The sequence below is a fragment of the Spirosoma gilvum genome (genome assembly GCF_054776815.1).
This window is the reverse complement of record NZ_BAAHBH010000001.1, coordinates 396,361-411,511: the sequence shown is the minus strand read 5'-3', so window position 1 is coordinate 411,511 and position 15,151 is coordinate 396,361. Positions and strand designations below refer to the sequence as shown.

At 48.9% G+C, this 15,151-nt stretch carries 18 protein-coding genes; 3 read left to right on the top strand and 15 right to left on the bottom strand.

Going from position 1 to position 15,151, the window contains the following annotated elements:
- Positions 1-57: 57 nt before the first annotated feature.
- The gene (locus tag ACYVFD_RS01605; RefSeq protein ID WP_461087855.1) at positions 58-720 is read right to left on the bottom strand and encodes a thiamine diphosphokinase; all 663 of its coding nucleotides are present in this window, start codon (positions 718-720) and stop codon (positions 58-60) included.
- 136 nt (positions 721-856) lie between these two features.
- Between ACYVFD_RS01605 and ACYVFD_RS01600 the strand changes: the two genes are divergently transcribed.
- Positions 857-2,026 (top strand): glycosyltransferase family 87 protein, encoded by a 1,170-nt coding sequence (locus ACYVFD_RS01600; RefSeq protein WP_461087853.1) that lies wholly within the window; start codon positions 857-859, stop codon positions 2,024-2,026.
- Here ACYVFD_RS01600 and kdsB read toward each other — a convergent pair.
- The 13 genes from kdsB to moaC form a co-directional block, all read right to left on the bottom strand.
- Complete coding sequence (kdsB, locus tag ACYVFD_RS01595; RefSeq protein WP_461087851.1) at positions 2,012-2,761, bottom strand: 3-deoxy-manno-octulosonate cytidylyltransferase; 750 nt, start codon at positions 2,759-2,761, stop codon at positions 2,012-2,014. The two genes, ACYVFD_RS01600 and kdsB, sit on opposite strands and share 15 nt — an antisense overlap.
- 103 nt (positions 2,762-2,864) lie before the next feature.
- Positions 2,865-3,593: a phosphatase gene (locus ACYVFD_RS01590; RefSeq protein WP_461087849.1), complete on the bottom strand. Its 729-nt coding sequence runs from the start codon at positions 3,591-3,593 to the stop codon at positions 2,865-2,867.
- 67 nt (positions 3,594-3,660) lie between these two features.
- Complete coding sequence (gene kdsA / locus ACYVFD_RS01585) at positions 3,661-4,512, bottom strand: 3-deoxy-8-phosphooctulonate synthase (RefSeq protein ID WP_461087847.1); 852 nt, start codon at positions 4,510-4,512, stop codon at positions 3,661-3,663.
- Positions 4,513-4,524: 12 nt separating this feature from the next.
- The gene (gene lspA, locus ACYVFD_RS01580; RefSeq protein WP_461087845.1) at positions 4,525-5,022 is read right to left on the bottom strand and encodes a signal peptidase II; all 498 of its coding nucleotides are present in this window, start codon (positions 5,020-5,022) and stop codon (positions 4,525-4,527) included.
- A gap of 28 nt (positions 5,023-5,050) precedes the next feature.
- Positions 5,051-6,154, bottom strand: coding sequence for an iron-containing alcohol dehydrogenase family protein (locus ACYVFD_RS01575; protein ID WP_461087843.1), 1,104 nt, complete (start codon positions 6,152-6,154; stop codon positions 5,051-5,053).
- A gap of 19 nt (positions 6,155-6,173) precedes the next feature.
- The gene (locus ACYVFD_RS01570; protein WP_461087841.1) at positions 6,174-6,482 is read right to left on the bottom strand and encodes a DUF2442 domain-containing protein; all 309 of its coding nucleotides are present in this window, start codon (positions 6,480-6,482) and stop codon (positions 6,174-6,176) included.
- A gap of 12 nt (positions 6,483-6,494) precedes the next feature.
- Positions 6,495-6,710 (bottom strand): DUF4160 domain-containing protein, encoded by a 216-nt coding sequence (locus ACYVFD_RS01565; protein ID WP_461087839.1) that lies wholly within the window; start codon positions 6,708-6,710, stop codon positions 6,495-6,497.
- Positions 6,710-7,915, bottom strand: a complete 1,206-nt coding sequence (locus tag ACYVFD_RS01560) for a DegT/DnrJ/EryC1/StrS family aminotransferase (protein ID WP_461087837.1) — start codon at positions 7,913-7,915, stop codon at positions 6,710-6,712. The genes ACYVFD_RS01565 and ACYVFD_RS01560 overlap by 1 nt, the downstream gene beginning before the upstream one ends.
- 143 nt (positions 7,916-8,058) lie before the next feature.
- Positions 8,059-8,532, bottom strand: coding sequence for a nucleoside deaminase (locus tag ACYVFD_RS01555; protein WP_461088602.1), 474 nt, complete (start codon positions 8,530-8,532; stop codon positions 8,059-8,061).
- Positions 8,533-8,661: 129 nt separating this feature from the next.
- A complete protein-coding gene (locus ACYVFD_RS01550; RefSeq protein WP_461087835.1) occupies positions 8,662-9,447 on the bottom strand; it encodes a nucleotidyltransferase domain-containing protein in 786 nt (261 codons plus the stop codon).
- Positions 9,448-9,537: 90 nt separating this feature from the next.
- Positions 9,538-10,140 (bottom strand): DUF6992 family protein, encoded by a 603-nt coding sequence (locus ACYVFD_RS01545; RefSeq protein ID WP_461087834.1) that lies wholly within the window; start codon positions 10,138-10,140, stop codon positions 9,538-9,540.
- A 43-nt stretch (positions 10,141-10,183) separates the two neighbouring features.
- On the bottom strand, positions 10,184-10,762 hold the full coding sequence (locus tag ACYVFD_RS01540; protein WP_461087832.1) for an NTP transferase domain-containing protein: 579 nt from the start codon (positions 10,760-10,762) through the stop codon (positions 10,184-10,186).
- A complete protein-coding gene (moaC, locus tag ACYVFD_RS01535) occupies positions 10,755-11,237 on the bottom strand; it encodes a cyclic pyranopterin monophosphate synthase MoaC (RefSeq protein WP_461087830.1) in 483 nt (160 codons plus the stop codon). The genes ACYVFD_RS01540 and moaC overlap by 8 nt, the downstream gene beginning before the upstream one ends.
- A 103-nt stretch (positions 11,238-11,340) precedes the next feature.
- Between moaC and ACYVFD_RS01530 the strand changes: the two genes are divergently transcribed.
- Together ACYVFD_RS01530 and ACYVFD_RS01525 are read left to right on the top strand one after the other, a co-directional pair.
- Positions 11,341-12,555, top strand: coding sequence for a molybdopterin molybdotransferase MoeA (locus ACYVFD_RS01530; RefSeq protein WP_461087828.1), 1,215 nt, complete (start codon positions 11,341-11,343; stop codon positions 12,553-12,555).
- Between the two features lie 299 nt (positions 12,556-12,854).
- Complete coding sequence (locus ACYVFD_RS01525; protein WP_461087826.1) at positions 12,855-13,757, top strand: hypothetical protein; 903 nt, start codon at positions 12,855-12,857, stop codon at positions 13,755-13,757.
- Positions 13,758-13,837: 80 nt separating this feature from the next.
- On the opposite strand, the gene ACYVFD_RS01520 is transcribed toward ACYVFD_RS01525, so the two are convergent.
- Complete coding sequence (locus ACYVFD_RS01520; protein ID WP_461087824.1) at positions 13,838-15,136, bottom strand: Pycsar system effector family protein; 1,299 nt, start codon at positions 15,134-15,136, stop codon at positions 13,838-13,840.
- Positions 15,137-15,151: the final 15 nt, after the last annotated feature.

The following is a 15,151-nucleotide window of genomic DNA, read 5'->3' as shown; positions in this document are numbered from 1 at the left end:
AGCGAATCATCCGGCAGGTTTTCGCACAATCACTCATTCGCTCAATCACTCAATTAATTAGTCCCAGCATTCCATAATCAGCAGATCACCGGTTTTGGCTTCGATGCGGACAAAGCCGTCCTGGGCGGCTTCGTTGCTGCTGCTGGTGAAGTAACCGAGTTTGAGCGTCGCATCCTGTAAGTTGTATTTTAACCCTTCTGAAGTAAACCCGGCTACCGTTCCGACCGGAATGAGCGAGATAATGGTTCCAGCTTCATACCATTTTTCGAACCGTCCGACAAGGGGAAAAATTTTAGAATAGTCATCGAGCATCGTTATCCGAATCTGCTCTTTGTACCGAACAATACTCGTCATGTTGACTAAGCTATGATCGGCCCGACGACCCGTTGCCCAGATGATATTCACGGCCGGGTAGCCGCGTTCAATCAGAAACTCAATGCCTTTGTCGAGATCCGTTTTATTTTGATCGGGGGTATGAACAATTTCCAAAGGATACTGCTGCGCCATGATTGCTTCCAGATCTAGCTCACGGTCAAAGTCGCCCAGTAAAACGTCAACCTTGATACCTAGTTCAAACACGCGCCAGATAGCCCGGTCGAGCACGACTACCGTTGGGCTCCATTCTAAAAGCTGACCAATCAGTTCAGGCTGGCAGGCTTCGCCATTGGCAATCAATAGAGCAGGCTCCTGTTTTTCGCGAACGATATGATGTGATGACAATATAGATTGACGTTTAATGTTTCAAGTTTAATGTTTGAGGCTAGTCAATACATTCCTTAACATCAAACTTGAAACTTTAAACTTTAAACTACAAACCACTTATCCTGTTTAATTTTACAGACCGTAAACAGTTCTGATGTTGCAACGCGTTTTTAATTTCCTGACCTTGCCCCGTTTGATGGGGTTATTTATCCTTTTGTTTTGTCTGGTAGGGCTTCAAAACTACCTGCTTGGGTACGGCAATTATAACAATTACCTGATGTTTGCCCGACCGTTCGACAATTTGCTCAAAGACAAGAGCATCTACGGCCTGCATCCGCATCTCTACTTCGACAACTACAAATACAGCCCGACGTTTGCCTGGCTGATGGGGCCATTTTATTATTTGCCCGATCTGCTCGGCATTATCCTCTGGAATCTGCTCAATACGGTTGTGCTGCTGGCCGGGGTTTGGTTTTATTTAGCGGACGAAAAAGATCCAGATCGGCAGCGTCGTTCGGCTCTGCTGATTATTCTTCTCGAAGCGCTAATTACCGCCCAGAACCTACAAAGCAACAACCTGATTGTCGGAGCCATTTTACTGGGTCTCTATCACTTACGGAACGAACGCGTTTGGCAGGCTGCCTTTTTCTTTGTGCTGTGCGGATTCATCAAGTTTTACGGCGCTGCGGCTGCGGGTTTCTTCCTGTTCTATCCAAAAAAACCGCAGTTCATCCTGGCCATGATCGGCTGGACACTCCTGTTTGCCATTGCTCCTGCAACAATGATTCCGTTGGATCACCTTATCGCCGAATATCGGGAATGGTTTAGTGTGATTGTTGTCAGTAAGTTGGGGCTACAGGTATCGGTCATGGGCATCGCTGAAGCTTGGTTTGGGATGGCAAAAACGGACGGCAACTACCGCATTATCGAACTGATTGGTGCTACGCTGTTTCTCCTGCCCTTCCTGCGGTTCGGCCTCTGGTCGGATCGGTTGTTTCAGCGCCGAATGGTGGCCTACTTTCTGCTGTTTATGATTGTGTTCAACAAAATGGCCGAGTCGCCCACCTACGTCATGGCCGTAACGGGTGTGGCCCTTTGGTGGGTAACGCTTGACGAGCCTACTCAACTGGACAAAATCCTGCTGGCGCTGGTGATTGTGTTCACCTCGCTTTCGCCAACGGATATTTTCCCACAGGTGATCCAAAAGCAGTTTTTTCAGCCCTACAACATCAAAGCTGTACCTTGTCTACTGATATGGGCACGGATTCAGTACCAGATCTGGACGCAACCCAACTCAACTCATCAATCGTTACAAACTGCCTAGGATTTTCTCAATATCGGCCGGACTATCGACGCTGGGCGTTTGATACGTTGTCGCTACCAATTTGATTCGGTAACCGGCTTCCAGCCACCGTAGCTGTTCCAGCGATTCGGCCTGTTCGAGGGGTGAGGGTGGTAGTTGGGTCAGCCTGGCCAATACATCCGCCCGATACGCATACAGGCCAACATGTCGGTGATAGTTGTGATGCAAATGCCACTGATCAGGTTCAATACCCCACAGGTATGGAATGGGCGATCGACTGAAGTAGAGGACTTCGTTCTGCGCATTAACGACAATTTTTGCTTCTTTGGGGTCATGGAGTATAGCGGCTGAATCGACCGTCGCCATTTGGGTAGCCAACTCAACCGTTCCATCCAGAATAGCCGCCAATTCGTCAATCTGTGCCGGGTCGATAAACGGCTCATCCCCTTGAATATTGATGATATAATCCGTTGCACTTGACTCAATCCCTTCGGCAACCAACCGATCGTAGGCTTCCCAGCAACGGTCGGTTCCGCTGGGGTGGTCGGTTCGGGTCATGACAGCTTCTTCACCCAACCGACGAACCGCTTCAGCAATCCGTTCATCGTCCGTTGCTACGACTACTTTCGAGAGCGATGTTGCTTTACTGGCCTGTTCCAGCACGCGCTGAATCATGGATTTTCCACCAATATCGGCCAGTGGTTTGCCAGGAAACCGTGTAGAAGCGTACCGGGCGGGGATAATACCGATAATCATATTTTTAGAATTTGTTACACAGAGAAACACGGAGACTCACAGAGAAATAATCATTTAAAACTCTGTGAATCTCCGTGTTTCTTTGTGCATCTCTGTGTTATAATTATTTAGGTTCTGGGCCATTCGGCCCTACCATCCAATAAGTCGACTCGATAGCTTGTCGTTGCTGGTAATACGCATCATAAACAGGCTTGTAGCGAAGTCGCTCGTCCATCACGGTTTCAAATTGACCTAATAAACCCAGCAATAATTCGCTGCTTTCGCGAACGGCAAACTGGCCACTTTGGCAACCCGTGACATAGTCGGTAAGTCCGTTTCGGATGACATAGTCCATAAACAATGGATTAGCGTCCCGGCGAATCATGACCCGCACACCTACCACTTCAGCGACCGACAGATCGAGCACATCATCGAAGAAAAAAGCAACTTCCGAAGGCTTGAGCTGATGTTGCTCCAGCAAGTGATTCAAGATGTCGATCTTATGCTTGGCCTGGGCATAGTACGCATGAAAATGCTCACGCTTCACGAGGGTTTCGGCCAGGTCATTCGTAACGCCTGTGATGACGGCGGCAATGGGCTGTTGCTGGTTGTGTTGCAGCCAAAGCCCGAATCGGAGCAGGTTAGTCCCCATCGAATCGACTTCGCTGAACGAACTACTACCCGATGCAGTCTTTATCCCGTTGTTGAATACACCATCCCAGTCGAACACAATGGCCTTTACCGACTGAAGCTTCTCGGCGATCTGACCAGGCGGTGTAACAAACTTTCCACCAAGGGCGGTAAACGTATTTTCAATGGTCATTCGATTGTCATTATTGTCAGTAGCAGTCATTCATTGCTTGTAATTCAGGTAACAATGCATGACTACCAATGACAACGAATGACTACTAAATGACTTTCTAGGCCAGTTCTGGCAAGGTGTTTCGGTATTTTACTTCAACGGCGTGGAGTTCGAGCAGGGGCTTCAGGAACTCTTCCAGATAACGAATGTCCAGCTGACTAGCCGCATCACAAAGGGCTTCGGATGGACAGGTGTGCGTTTCCACAAACAAGCCGTCGACACCCGCAGCGACACCCGCGCGAGCCAGTACGGGCAGGTACTCACGAGCACCGCCTTTGGCATCGGCCGATGGAATACCGTACTTCCGAATGGCGTGAGTTACGTCGAATACGACAGGATAATTAGTACGCGCCATGTGGTAGAAACTACGTGGATCGACCACCAGATCATTGTAGCCAAAGGTGTAACCGCGCTCGGTCAGGATGATCTGATCGTTGCCCGAATCTTCAACTTTTTTGACCGGGTGCTTCATGTTCTCCGGTGCCAGAAACTGCCCGTGCTTGATGTTGACAACCCGTCCGGTTTTGGCAGCGGCCGTCACCAGCATAGTTTGCATACAGAGGTAGGCGGGAATCTGAATCACATCGACTACTTCGGCAACCGGAGCGCACTGGTCAGGGTAATGTACGTCGGTCAGGAGTGGGAAACCGAATTGCTCCTTTACCTTCGCCAGCACCTGAATGCCTTTTTCCAGACCAGGGCCGTTGTAATAGTTCAGACTGGAGCGGTTGTCCTTCTGGAAGGATGATTTATAAATAATTTTGATACCGACACGCTCCTGAATTTCGCGGAGTTGCTCGGCTACGGTCATCATGATTTTTTCGTCTTCGATAACACAGGGGCCACTGATAAGGAATAAATCATCAGTTCCGCACTCGATATCGCCAACGCGAACGATTTTTTGTGACATTTCTCTGTCGTTTTAAGTAAACTGGCTCGTATCCTTCTTCAGAAAGGAATTCAGCAAAATAAATCCGGTACCTACCATGACCGATACATCAGCCATATTGAAGATGCCGGTTTGAAAGGGCCCCAAACGCATATGTAAAAAATCCGTTACGGAACCATAAGCCGCCCGGTCGATCAGGTTGCCAATGCCACCTCCAATAATAAAGCAGGCTCCCAGGACAAATAACCGGGAAACTTTCTTTGATAAAAGCAGATAAGCTAACCCACCCAGAAGTGCCAATATGGGTAGTACCAGTAGCAATGTGTTTTTGACCAGCGGAGGCCAGGCATCACCTAAGCTCAAAAACGCACCCGAATTCTCAACTTTGGTCAGGGTTACATGGCGGTTCAGCAACGGAATGCTTTCGCCATAATTGACCTTGCCACGTACGATGGTTTTCGATACCTGATCGCAGCCGATATTTATCGAAACCGTAAGGACAATGAGGAAGATTCTGATTGCGTTTTTCATGGGTAGCGAACAACCTGAACACGTTTAATTACAACCGGCGGAACAAATCTTTCAACAGATCGATGGTAATGACTTCCTGCCAATTGTCGCCAATAGCGTGCAGCCACATATGAGGCAGATTGTACGACACATGGGCCATCTTCGTAATGGTTTCATCGTCCCAGTCTTTCGACAATCCCTGTGGTAGGTCGATCTGGTGGTATTCTACCATCTGTTTAAACTCGGCCACGCCTTCTGGATAATAGTCTTCCAGGTGATTCATGATCAGGCAGTTGGCATAACAATGGCGAGTTCCCAGAATTTTCGACAGGCCATAGCTTAACGCATGGCAAACACCCACTTCCGAATAGGTCAGGCTTAAACCTCCCATCAGCGAAGCCACCATCAACTTATCGTCGTTTTCGGGTGTCTGACCAGAATTTTCGCCCAGATACACCTCCCGGCAAAGTTTCATGGCCTGCTCGGCGTAGGCATGCGAATACGCGTTATTCATCCGACCGTTCTCCGACTCCACGCAGTGGATGTAGGTATCCATACCGGTGTAAAACCACCAGTTGCGTGGCACAGTGGCGATCAGTTCGGGATCAAGAACAGCCTGATTAAACACCGTCCATTCGCATTTGAGACCAAGTTTCTTTACAGGGCCAGTCAGTACGGCTGTCATCGACACTTCAGCACCTGTACCGGAAATGGTTGGTACACCAACATGGTAAATACCCGGCTTTTTGATCAGGTTCAGTCCCTGGTACAGCGTAGACGAACCTTCATTGGTGAGCATCAGCGACAGGGCTTTGGCAATGTCCATGATGCTACCGCCCCCAATACCCACCACCCCCGAAGGAAGACCCTTTTTTGCTAGAATTTCATCCCGAAGCTGATCGATCTGATCAGTTGTTGGCTCATGCTCTTCAACACTGATGTAATATGTCAGGTCTTCGGGATGAGCTGGCACTCGTTCCTCCAGCGGCTTGCCTTTGAAATACTTATCGACCAGAAAAACGAAATACTGTTCGTTTTCGGCCCGGTGAGGAGCCAGGATGTCATCGAGCTGGGAAAAGCTTCCCCGACCAAAAACGGTCTTTTCGATGCCTTTGAAATTTTTATGCGTGGTTTGTGTCTGTGCAGTTACCATGTGTTATCAGAACGGGCAGTTATTCAGCCCGTTGGACAAGAGGGTACAAAACGTTTTTTATACCAATAATTTCGTCGATATCATCCCAAAAAATATGATATGCCGAATACGAAAAATGTTGCCGTTGTTCAGGAGTCGCTTTAGCCAAAACTGACGACCACGCAAATGGCCACGCAATGGATCGACCATATTCAAGGTCCAGATGTACCCGAGTATCATCCACCCAAACATTCGTAATTACCGGCAGGTCAGCAATAGGAACTGCTTCAGCTACTCTGTTTGGTTTTGTAGTTGACAGCAAGGCGGTTGGTTGTGCAATAGTTGCCATAAGCTTCCTGAATTAAAGCCATTGAGAGACTAACGTCGCTTCAATATCGTTCAGTTCGCGCTGTTTAAATCCTTTTGAGTCAGCAAGCTCAATTGTACCATCGGCAAAAATCCAATATTTACAGAGCTTACGCCCACCATCACCTATATGAATATGGAAAGGTTCATTTATCAGATCGAACATAACAAAGAAGAAGCGAAGACCAGCGTTAATAAATAACGTGGGCATTACGCTTCTACCAGGGTCGCTTTCCGAACAGCAGTTTCGATCGCGGTAGCCAGTTTATCTACTTCTTCTGCCGTCCAGGAAGCCCGAATGCCGAACGAAATCAACCGGCCGATCACAGCCTGCGCACGCGGAATATCGAGGTTTTTATAGTCCTGTGGCGCTCCGAACTTCTCAACCGCCAATGCCGATGCTGTCCGCATTTCCTTGATATGATCCCACTGGTTGATGAAGTGATACATGTTGACAAACCAGTAGTTGAACCCGCCGACACCCGCTGCGTTCAACTCGGCAACCGTACGCTGAGCCGACTGGGTATCTTCCAGGAACAGGTTGAGGAAAGTGGCCGAGTCACCATCGGCATCAGGAATTTGAGCAAACGATACCCCCGGTACAGTCGCCAGAAGCTCCATCAGCCGCTTTTTGTGAACGTTATTTTTCTGGATAATTTCGGGAACCCGGCGAGTTTGCACCAGTCCTACTGCCGCATGTAGCTCGCTGATCCGGTAGTTGAAGCCCAGGATTGGGTGCTGTTCCATACCGCGATTGGAGCCAATGTGGTCGTGACCATGGTCGGAGTAGGAATCAGCGTGTTTGTAAGCGGTTTCATCGTTGGTGACCATGATCCCCCCTTCACCCGCCGTTGCGATTTTGAAGAAGTCGAACGAATAGGCACCGGTTTTGCCCCATAGCCCCGTCGAAACACCTTTGAAGGAAGCCCCCATTGCCTGACCGGCATCTTCAACCAGTACCAGATTGTGCTCGTTGATAACGGCCATGATCGCATCCATATCGGCCATTTGACCACACATATGTACCAGGCAAACGGCTTTGGTATTGGGCGTAATGGCTTTCCGAATTCCTTCAGCACTTAAGCAAAGTGTTTCGTCGATGTCGGCAAAAACAGGTAAGGCACCAATCATCAGAACCGCTTCGACCGTAGCGATGTAGGTAAATGGCGGTACAATCACCTCATCACCAGCACCGATACCGGCCGCAGCCAGCGCACACAATACAGCTGTTGAGCCGCTCGATACCGCATGGGCATATTTCGCCCCTACCACGTTGGCTACTTCAGCCTCAAATTCGCGGGCTTTATAGATATTGTTCCGCTGCGCTTCGTGATTATACCGAAACAGGATACCGGTCTCGAGCACATCGTTGATTTCCTTGCGCTCAGCCGCTCCAAAAAATTCCATTCCTGGCATGACGTAAACTATTTTTTTACAAAAGTACGGTTTTCTACCGAGTAGTCATTAGGTGGTCATTTGATTGTCATTAATGGTCAATAATTGATATTCCAGGGTGAGTAATAAACGAAAAATGACAAATAATGACCACCTAATGACAATCAATACGGTATTCGCTTATCCAACGCTACCCACTCCCGAAATACCTGCTCGGCTTCGTCGCGCAGCAACTGCTGCATGGGAATATGGCGCTCTTCGTGTTTTTTTTCCAGTTCCTTGTAAATAAATGAATCATCGAAACCGGCATTAGCAGCATCGGCGTGCATAGCCGCATAAACAATCCGGCTAGGTCGGGCCCAGTAAATGGCCCCTAAGCACATAGGACATGGTTCACACGAAGCGTAGAGCGTACACCCATCCAGTTGGAAAGTTCCCAGATGATGGCAGGCATCGCGGATTGCTACTACTTCGGCATGGGCCGTCGGATCGTTGGTTGAGGTAACCCGGTTGCAGCCTTTCCCAACAATTTTGCCATTTTGAACAATCACACAGCCAAAAGGCCCGCCCTGATTACTGTTCATACCTTCGCGGGCCAGTTGGATAGCCTCGCGCAAAAAGAGTTCGTCCTGATTCATCATAGAATTTATTGTCAAGAGTTGTCAGACGTAGTCAAGGATGGTCAGGTATGGTCAAGTGTTGTATAAGCTTTCATTCGTTGACAACACTTGACCATACCTGACCATCCTTGACTACGTCTGACAATTTTAAAGGGCTGCAAGATATTTGGTAACCGCTAACTGAGCGGCATTATTTTTACGGAATGTGTCGGGAGCCAGCGTATCCCGCAACGATTCGTACAGGTACATTACTTCCCACAAACTGCTCAATAGCGTCATTCGGTCAGGCATCGAAACAGTCTTACGCAATCGGGTTAGTTCGTCGGTGCCAAACGTTGTTTCGGCCCGGCGAACACCCCTTGGCAAACTCGCATTGTTCAGATGAAGCATGGGCCCGATGACCGCATTACGCACAAAAGCCAGGAAATCTATAGCCTCAAAGAATTCACCACGACCTACTTTCAGGGCGGCATAATGCGCCCAGATCCAGAAACGATCTTCGACCCACTGAAAATCGAACGGAGGGTACTGAGCTGTAGTTTGCTGGATAATTGAGGTCAGGATGCCGTCTCGCTCCCAGAGAATCGTTGGATTTTCGACACGGTGATGAAATTCTCCTGGTGTTACGAATTTAATATCGACATGCAATAACGCCGACTCGTAAAGGGCAATTAACAAACGGGGTTCGCCAACATGATCGCCCCGGAACGACGCCAGTATTGATCCGAATTTAGCCGCGTAAGCCTGCATGTTTGCCACGTCTGGAGCTATCTGCTGATTGCTGACCAGGACCAGATCGAGATCGGAATAGGCGTCCATATCGCCCGATGCCCAGGAACCACCGACGGCTAATCCGACGGCTTCGGGGTCTTGCTGAACTACAGTAATGGCGTTTGTAATAAATGACTGAAAGGGTTGTAATGGGGCTGGCATTGGCTCATTGCGACTAGTAAATTATCGCAGAACGACGAGGTAAATAGATTAGTTCAGGAGACGGTTCGCTTTCTTCGTATTCTCAGATTCTTATCGAACAACCCATCTGATGCCCAGACCATCAGGACCCACCGCGAGTAGCCTACGTTCCTGCTTATCCCCTCTCTTTTTGAAGATGATGTAATTGACCAGATCGAAAGCCAGCAGAAAGCCTCCTTGTACCATTATAGATTTTCCATACCCTCGAAGTTGGTCGGCCTGGTCAGGATGTGTTTCCGCACGCTCACGCAGATAAGCTCCTCCAATCACATACGCCACATCAAGCCCGGTATTGAGCAGTAAGATTTGCTTCATGGTTTCGTGTTTCCGAATTGCCTCGCTTACTGTTTCATTACCTGCCTGTTGCTTACGGGAGCCCAGCAAACCCACTCCGGCAATACCCAGGTTGACCAGATTCCAATACACATTCATTCGGTGAAAATACTTCGTTTCGCCTACCGTTTGTCCAGCCGCAATACTGCCAACGGCTATGTTCGCCAGCGCGTAACCGCCTAGCGTAAGACCAAGCACGTTCTGATGATGAATGCGCTGATCGGTAAATTCCCTTAAATCGGTTGTTATTGGCTGGGCAGTAGTTGGGCGTCCCAGCAGCATTGAGCCAGCAGCCAGGAGAAAATGACGAAATACGCTCATAACGGATTGGTTTAATTACCTGTTTCCCAGGCAAACCAATTGTTTATAGTCCAAGTTTTTCGCGCTCGTCGGGATCATTAATATTAGTCAACTCCTGTGCATCAGGTACCGTCAGCAGATGAATATCATTTTGTTGTAGAATCTGACGGGGTGAATAGGCTCCCTTCTCAACGGCCTCATGCAGAACAGGGCCGAAAGCGGGTTCATAGATACCCAGTAATGGTTCGGGCAACTGGCCGTCCGAGTCATAAAAAACGGTTGCCAGTTTAGCTGGATCACGCCCTTTGACCAGCGCATCGATCGATTTGACGCTTATCAAGGGCATGTCGCAGGCAACCACAAACCAGGCCGCATTTGGATCATAGGCAAAGGCTGACAGAATACCGTTGATCGGGCCGGGCAAATCGTACCGATCAACGATCCGAAGCTGAAGAGCTCCGGCCATTTCCAGTTCGGTTTCCTGCGTGGTATTCACCGACCAGAATACCACACTACAATAGGGTCGGAGCAGTTCGGTTAAATGATCGCGTTGGGTTTTACCATGATAGATCAACTGCGATTTATCCGTACCCATACGCGTACTACGCCCGCCCGTCAGGATAAGTCCATTCAGTTTACTCACGTCGAAAGTCCCGTTTACCGCCCGTTTTTTCCATGAGCTTGGTTTCCTTGATCACAATGTCGTGCGAAAAAGCTTTGCACATATCATAGATCGTCAAAGCCGCTACCGATGCGCCAACCAGCGCTTCCATCTCCACGCCAGTTTTTCCCTCGGTCGATACCAGGCAGTCCACAATCGCATCAGTCCCTTCAGTGATTATCGTGATCTGGCAGTTATCGAGCCCCAGCGAATGGCAAAGTGGAATCAGTTCATCGGTCCGTTTGGCCGCCATCGTTCCGGCAATGATGGCCGTTTGAAAGACAGGACCTTTTTTCGTGGTAATCTCGGTACCTGCCGAACCTGATGGAGCCAGATGCTGCATAATGTCGGGGCCAAGCGTCACAATACTACGGGCGCGGGCCGTTCGGCGTGATACGGTTTTGCCGCCAACATCAACCATGGCGGGATTTCCTTCGGCGTTAAGGTGCGAAAACATAATTGAATGAATAATGGATAATGTACAATGTACAATGAAAAATCGAATACGGTTCGTCCCTTTGTACCTTTACATTATCCATTATTCATTATCCATTACTCATATGCTTTCTGTTGCCGACGCTTTTGCCATAACTCAACAACACCTACTTACCCTACCTACCGAGACTATCCCACTGATGGATTCGCTGGGCAGAGTCCTACGTGAACCGATCTTTGCCGACCGTGATTTTCCGCCTTTTAACCGCGTGTCGATGGATGGGATTGGGATAGCCTTTTCGGCTTATGCATCCGGGCAACGGACGTTCGGGATTAGTGGGCAGCAATTTGCCGGACAACCTCAACAAACCCTCGCCGATGCAACAGCCTGCCTGGAAGTGATGACGGGAGCCATGCTGCCAGTAGGAATCGATACGGTTGTTCGCTATGAAGACATCAGCGTTTCCAACGGTCAGGCGACAATTACTATTGATGATATAACGGTAGGCCAAAACATTCACCTCCAGGCTGTTGACCGGCGGGCTGGCGATGAACTGCTGCCTGTAGGCACTTTGTTGAGTCCATCGGCCATTGCCGTAGCGGCTTCCGTCGGCAAATCAACCGTTGTGGTTTCTAGCCTTCCGCGTGTGGCACTCATTTCTACGGGCGACGAACTGGTGGATGTGGGTGATACGCCCCTCCCCCACCAGATTCGCCGATCGAATACGTACATGCTGCGGGCGGCACTTACCTCGCTGGGCATTACAGCTACACTGCATCATATTGTCGACGATGAACAAGTCTTACAAGCAGAAATACAGAATTTGTTGGCAACTAACGATGTGCTGATTCTGAGTGGGGGTGTATCGGCCGGGAAAGCTGATTTTGTGCCCGATGTATTGACGCGACTGGGTATCCAGAAGCATTTTCATAAGATCGAGCAACGGCCCGGCAAACCGCTCTGGTTTGGTACCTCGTCAACCGACACGGCTTATCCAAATCGAACGGTTTTCGCGCTTCCGGGCAATCCCGTTTCGACCGTTTTGTGCGCCTATCGCTATGTTATTCCCTATTTGCGGACCTCACTTGGGTTAGCTCCAGCCCCAGCACTATACGCTCAATTAGCCCAGTCGGTCGTTTTTAAGCCTAACCTCACTTACTTCCTGCCTGTTCGGCTCACCGCTGCCCCCGACGGCCGAACGATGGCCCATCCCCTGCCCGGTTCCGGCTCTGCCGATTTTGCCAACCTACTTGCCGCCGATGGCTTTATGGAACTACCTACCGAACAGTCGGCCTTCGGAATTGGTGAAGCCTTTCGGGTATGGCCAACGTCTGTTTAACACAGGCATGACCTTGTAAAGGCACTTTTCGAGTAAATAAATACCAGTTTTAACTTCCCGAAAGCCTGGAGTTTTCGGGAAGTTCTGTTCTGCGCCGATAACTTTCCGATTAGTTTAATTACGTGTCGCAACAGCCAATCTTCAATCCGTCCAATTTTCCCCACCAGTTATTCGGCCAATACTACCAGTTGTTGATTGAAGCTGGCAAGCTGCTCTGCCATGCCCTTACCTTTGTTGTGTTCAATCAAAACAGTGGATTAACCACCATTCACAATTCTATTTCAAACACAACAAATACAATGAACTCCCCTTTTAAGATTACCCTGTTTGCAGTAAGTTTTGTACTAGGTACCGGTTTAGTTTCGTGCCAAAAAGATGTCCTGCCTACCCCTGTAAGCCCTGAAGTGACCAATACCAATGCCGGCAGCGATGTGGCTGTTCAGAGCGATATTCTGGTAGCGACCAAAAAATATACGCTGGTTAAGGAAGGGCCTTATGAGTTATCGTATAACGCGGATGGCAAGCTGATAAAAGTAAAACGCGGCAACCTTTACACTGAGTATGAATACGGTGTGAGCCCCTCTTATGTAAAAGCAACCAGTTATTCCAGCAACAGTGGCGTACCGGTAAAATACAAAGTCAATGTGATCAGTCTGAATCAGGATTACACAGCCAATTTGGGCTGGGTTCGGTTTTACGACAGCAACGGTGTCGTTACGAAAGAGTACTACGTTGGGTATAAGTTCGTCAACAAACACCTGGTTGAGTTTCACATAGAAGGCGGTGGCCATACATCAACCGAGTTCACTTACAATGCCGACGGCGAACTGTCGATGGTAACGCAGAAGTACGACTCAACCATTGAGTATCAGAACCTGTACAGCTACACAGGTTACGGCCCGATGCAAACGGACTATCACCCACAAAACCCGCTGTACACCGTTTTCGACAGTAACATGATGGACCAGGGAACCGAGCTTCTGTTTCTACCCATTTTCGGCAAGTTCCACAAGCACCTTGTTCAGAGTATCAGCCGGATAAAAAGCAGCCCTTACCAGGTTCTGTTTAACTATCGGTACAAATACACGCTGAATGCTGATGGCCGGGTTACCGAGCGTGAGCGCTGGGACCAAACTATCAATCAGAAGTTAGCCACCGATTCGTACCAATACATTGTCGAAATGCTGGCGGGCCGGATGTAATTGGTTGCCGAAATAAACCATCTTTTGCGATGTCAACTTCCCGAAAGTTCTGAACTTTCGGGAAGTTCTGTATCTGCCCCTTACTTTTTAATCAGGAAAACAATCAGGAAGGCCAGAATGGAAATGATAAAGCCAAACATGAATATGTTGTAGGCTACCCGCAGCAGCTTGTATTTTTTTGCCAGTACCAGACCCAGGTAATAGATGTCGCGGGCCATCGAGTTATAGAGGTAGGTACTGTCGTTCATCAGTTGCTGAATCCCCCATTCATACTCACCCAGGCTCATCTGGTAAAAATTCCCAAAAAACAGCAAATTCCCCTTGCCCTGCTCGATGTCGCTGTGACTAAAGGTACCATGACTGACGTTGGGTCGGGTGGTCAGGATGGCAAACACGATGGTTAAGACCGACGTAATCAGGAATAGCGTGGTGGGGACCATCAGATATGGGTTTTCTTCGATCCGACGGGGCAGTACCGATACAACCACCGAGACCATGATCGAATTGACCGAAATCATGATATTGGCTTTACTATCAGCGATTTCGCTCAAGCGCATGTGGTTGGTTGACGTGGTTCGGAACATGGTTTCGACGCCCCGATCTGAGCGCTTATCCTTCTCTTTGTCTTTCTTCTTTTCCTTTGGTTCTTTCCAGATCAATGGCTCGGGAATTTCTATTGCGTCGGCAACCGGGGCAGGTTCAATTATGGTACCAGGATTTTTTTTATCAGTTTGCTCCAACTTGACTTCCTTTTTTTCGGCCTTAGCCTCTTTTTCGGCGGATTTCTCAGCCTGCTTTTCTAGCAATCGTCGGAGATTTTCAGCCTGCCCGGCCGCTAACCGCTCTTGTGCATAGTCGGTAAAGTAGCGATGACTTTCGAGGAGAGCAATGTTTTGCTGCCGCCAGGATTTCCCCGAAATCTCCATGCCTGACCGATGTTCCTGTTCTTTCCGAAGTCGTTTCTGGTAATCGGGATAATCTTCACTACCCAGATGGAACAGGTCAGCATCACACAGGATTTCCTCCAGTCGATTGTTGGGCGATTGGGGCATTTTGGTGGCCCGAATGCAAGTTTGCACCTGTTCTATTAACTCCATCGATGCGCCCATTTTCTGTAAAAACCCAGCAGCAAGTACTGCGCCCCGGTCTTCATGTCCCTCCGATAGTCCGGTCAGATTACCCAGATCATGAAACCAGGCCGCTACCATAACCGTCAGATAATCCGATTCGGATAGCGTATAAAACCGAGCTATCTGATCGACAGCCTGTACAACTTCCTGTGTATGCGCCTGATTGTGGTAGGTAAAATCGGGCGTAAGATGGTCGGTAAAGAACTGGGTAACGTAGGTTTCGGTCTGAGTTAAGAGGTCAGGAGTCATAAGGTATTGGAGTTT

Coding starts and splice junctions, on each gene's coding strand:
- ACYVFD_RS01600 (WP_461087853.1), top strand. CDS start 857: ATGTTGCAACGCGTTTTTAATTTCCTGACCTTGCCCCGTTTGATGGGG.
- kdsB (WP_461087851.1), bottom strand. CDS start 2,761: ATGATTATCGGTATTATCCCCGCCCGGTACGCTTCTACACGGTTTCCT.
- ACYVFD_RS01590 (WP_461087849.1), bottom strand. CDS start 3,593: ATGACTGCTACTGACAATAATGACAATCGAATGACCATTGAAAATACG.
- kdsA (WP_461087847.1), bottom strand. CDS start 4,512: ATGTCACAAAAAATCGTTCGCGTTGGCGATATCGAGTGCGGAACTGAT.
- lspA (WP_461087845.1), bottom strand. CDS start 5,022: ATGAAAAACGCAATCAGAATCTTCCTCATTGTCCTTACGGTTTCGATA.
- ACYVFD_RS01575 (WP_461087843.1), bottom strand. CDS start 6,154: ATGGTAACTGCACAGACACAAACCACGCATAAAAATTTCAAAGGCATC.
- ACYVFD_RS01570 (WP_461087841.1), bottom strand. CDS start 6,482: ATGGCAACTATTGCACAACCAACCGCCTTGCTGTCAACTACAAAACCA.
- ACYVFD_RS01565 (WP_461087839.1), bottom strand. CDS start 6,710: ATGCCCACGTTATTTATTAACGCTGGTCTTCGCTTCTTCTTTGTTATG.
- ACYVFD_RS01560 (WP_461087837.1), bottom strand. CDS start 7,915: ATGCCAGGAATGGAATTTTTTGGAGCGGCTGAGCGCAAGGAAATCAAC.
- ACYVFD_RS01555 (WP_461088602.1), bottom strand. CDS start 8,532: ATGAATCAGGACGAACTCTTTTTGCGCGAGGCTATCCAACTGGCCCGC.
- ACYVFD_RS01550 (WP_461087835.1), bottom strand. CDS start 9,447: ATGCCAGCCCCATTACAACCCTTTCAGTCATTTATTACAAACGCCATT.
- ACYVFD_RS01545 (WP_461087834.1), bottom strand. CDS start 10,140: ATGAGCGTATTTCGTCATTTTCTCCTGGCTGCTGGCTCAATGCTGCTG.
- moaC (WP_461087830.1), bottom strand. CDS start 11,237: ATGTTTTCGCACCTTAACGCCGAAGGAAATCCCGCCATGGTTGATGTT.
- ACYVFD_RS01530 (WP_461087828.1), top strand. CDS start 11,341: ATGCTTTCTGTTGCCGACGCTTTTGCCATAACTCAACAACACCTACTT.
- ACYVFD_RS01525 (WP_461087826.1), top strand. CDS start 12,855: ATGAACTCCCCTTTTAAGATTACCCTGTTTGCAGTAAGTTTTGTACTA.
- ACYVFD_RS01520 (WP_461087824.1), bottom strand. CDS start 15,136: ATGACTCCTGACCTCTTAACTCAGACCGAAACCTACGTTACCCAGTTC.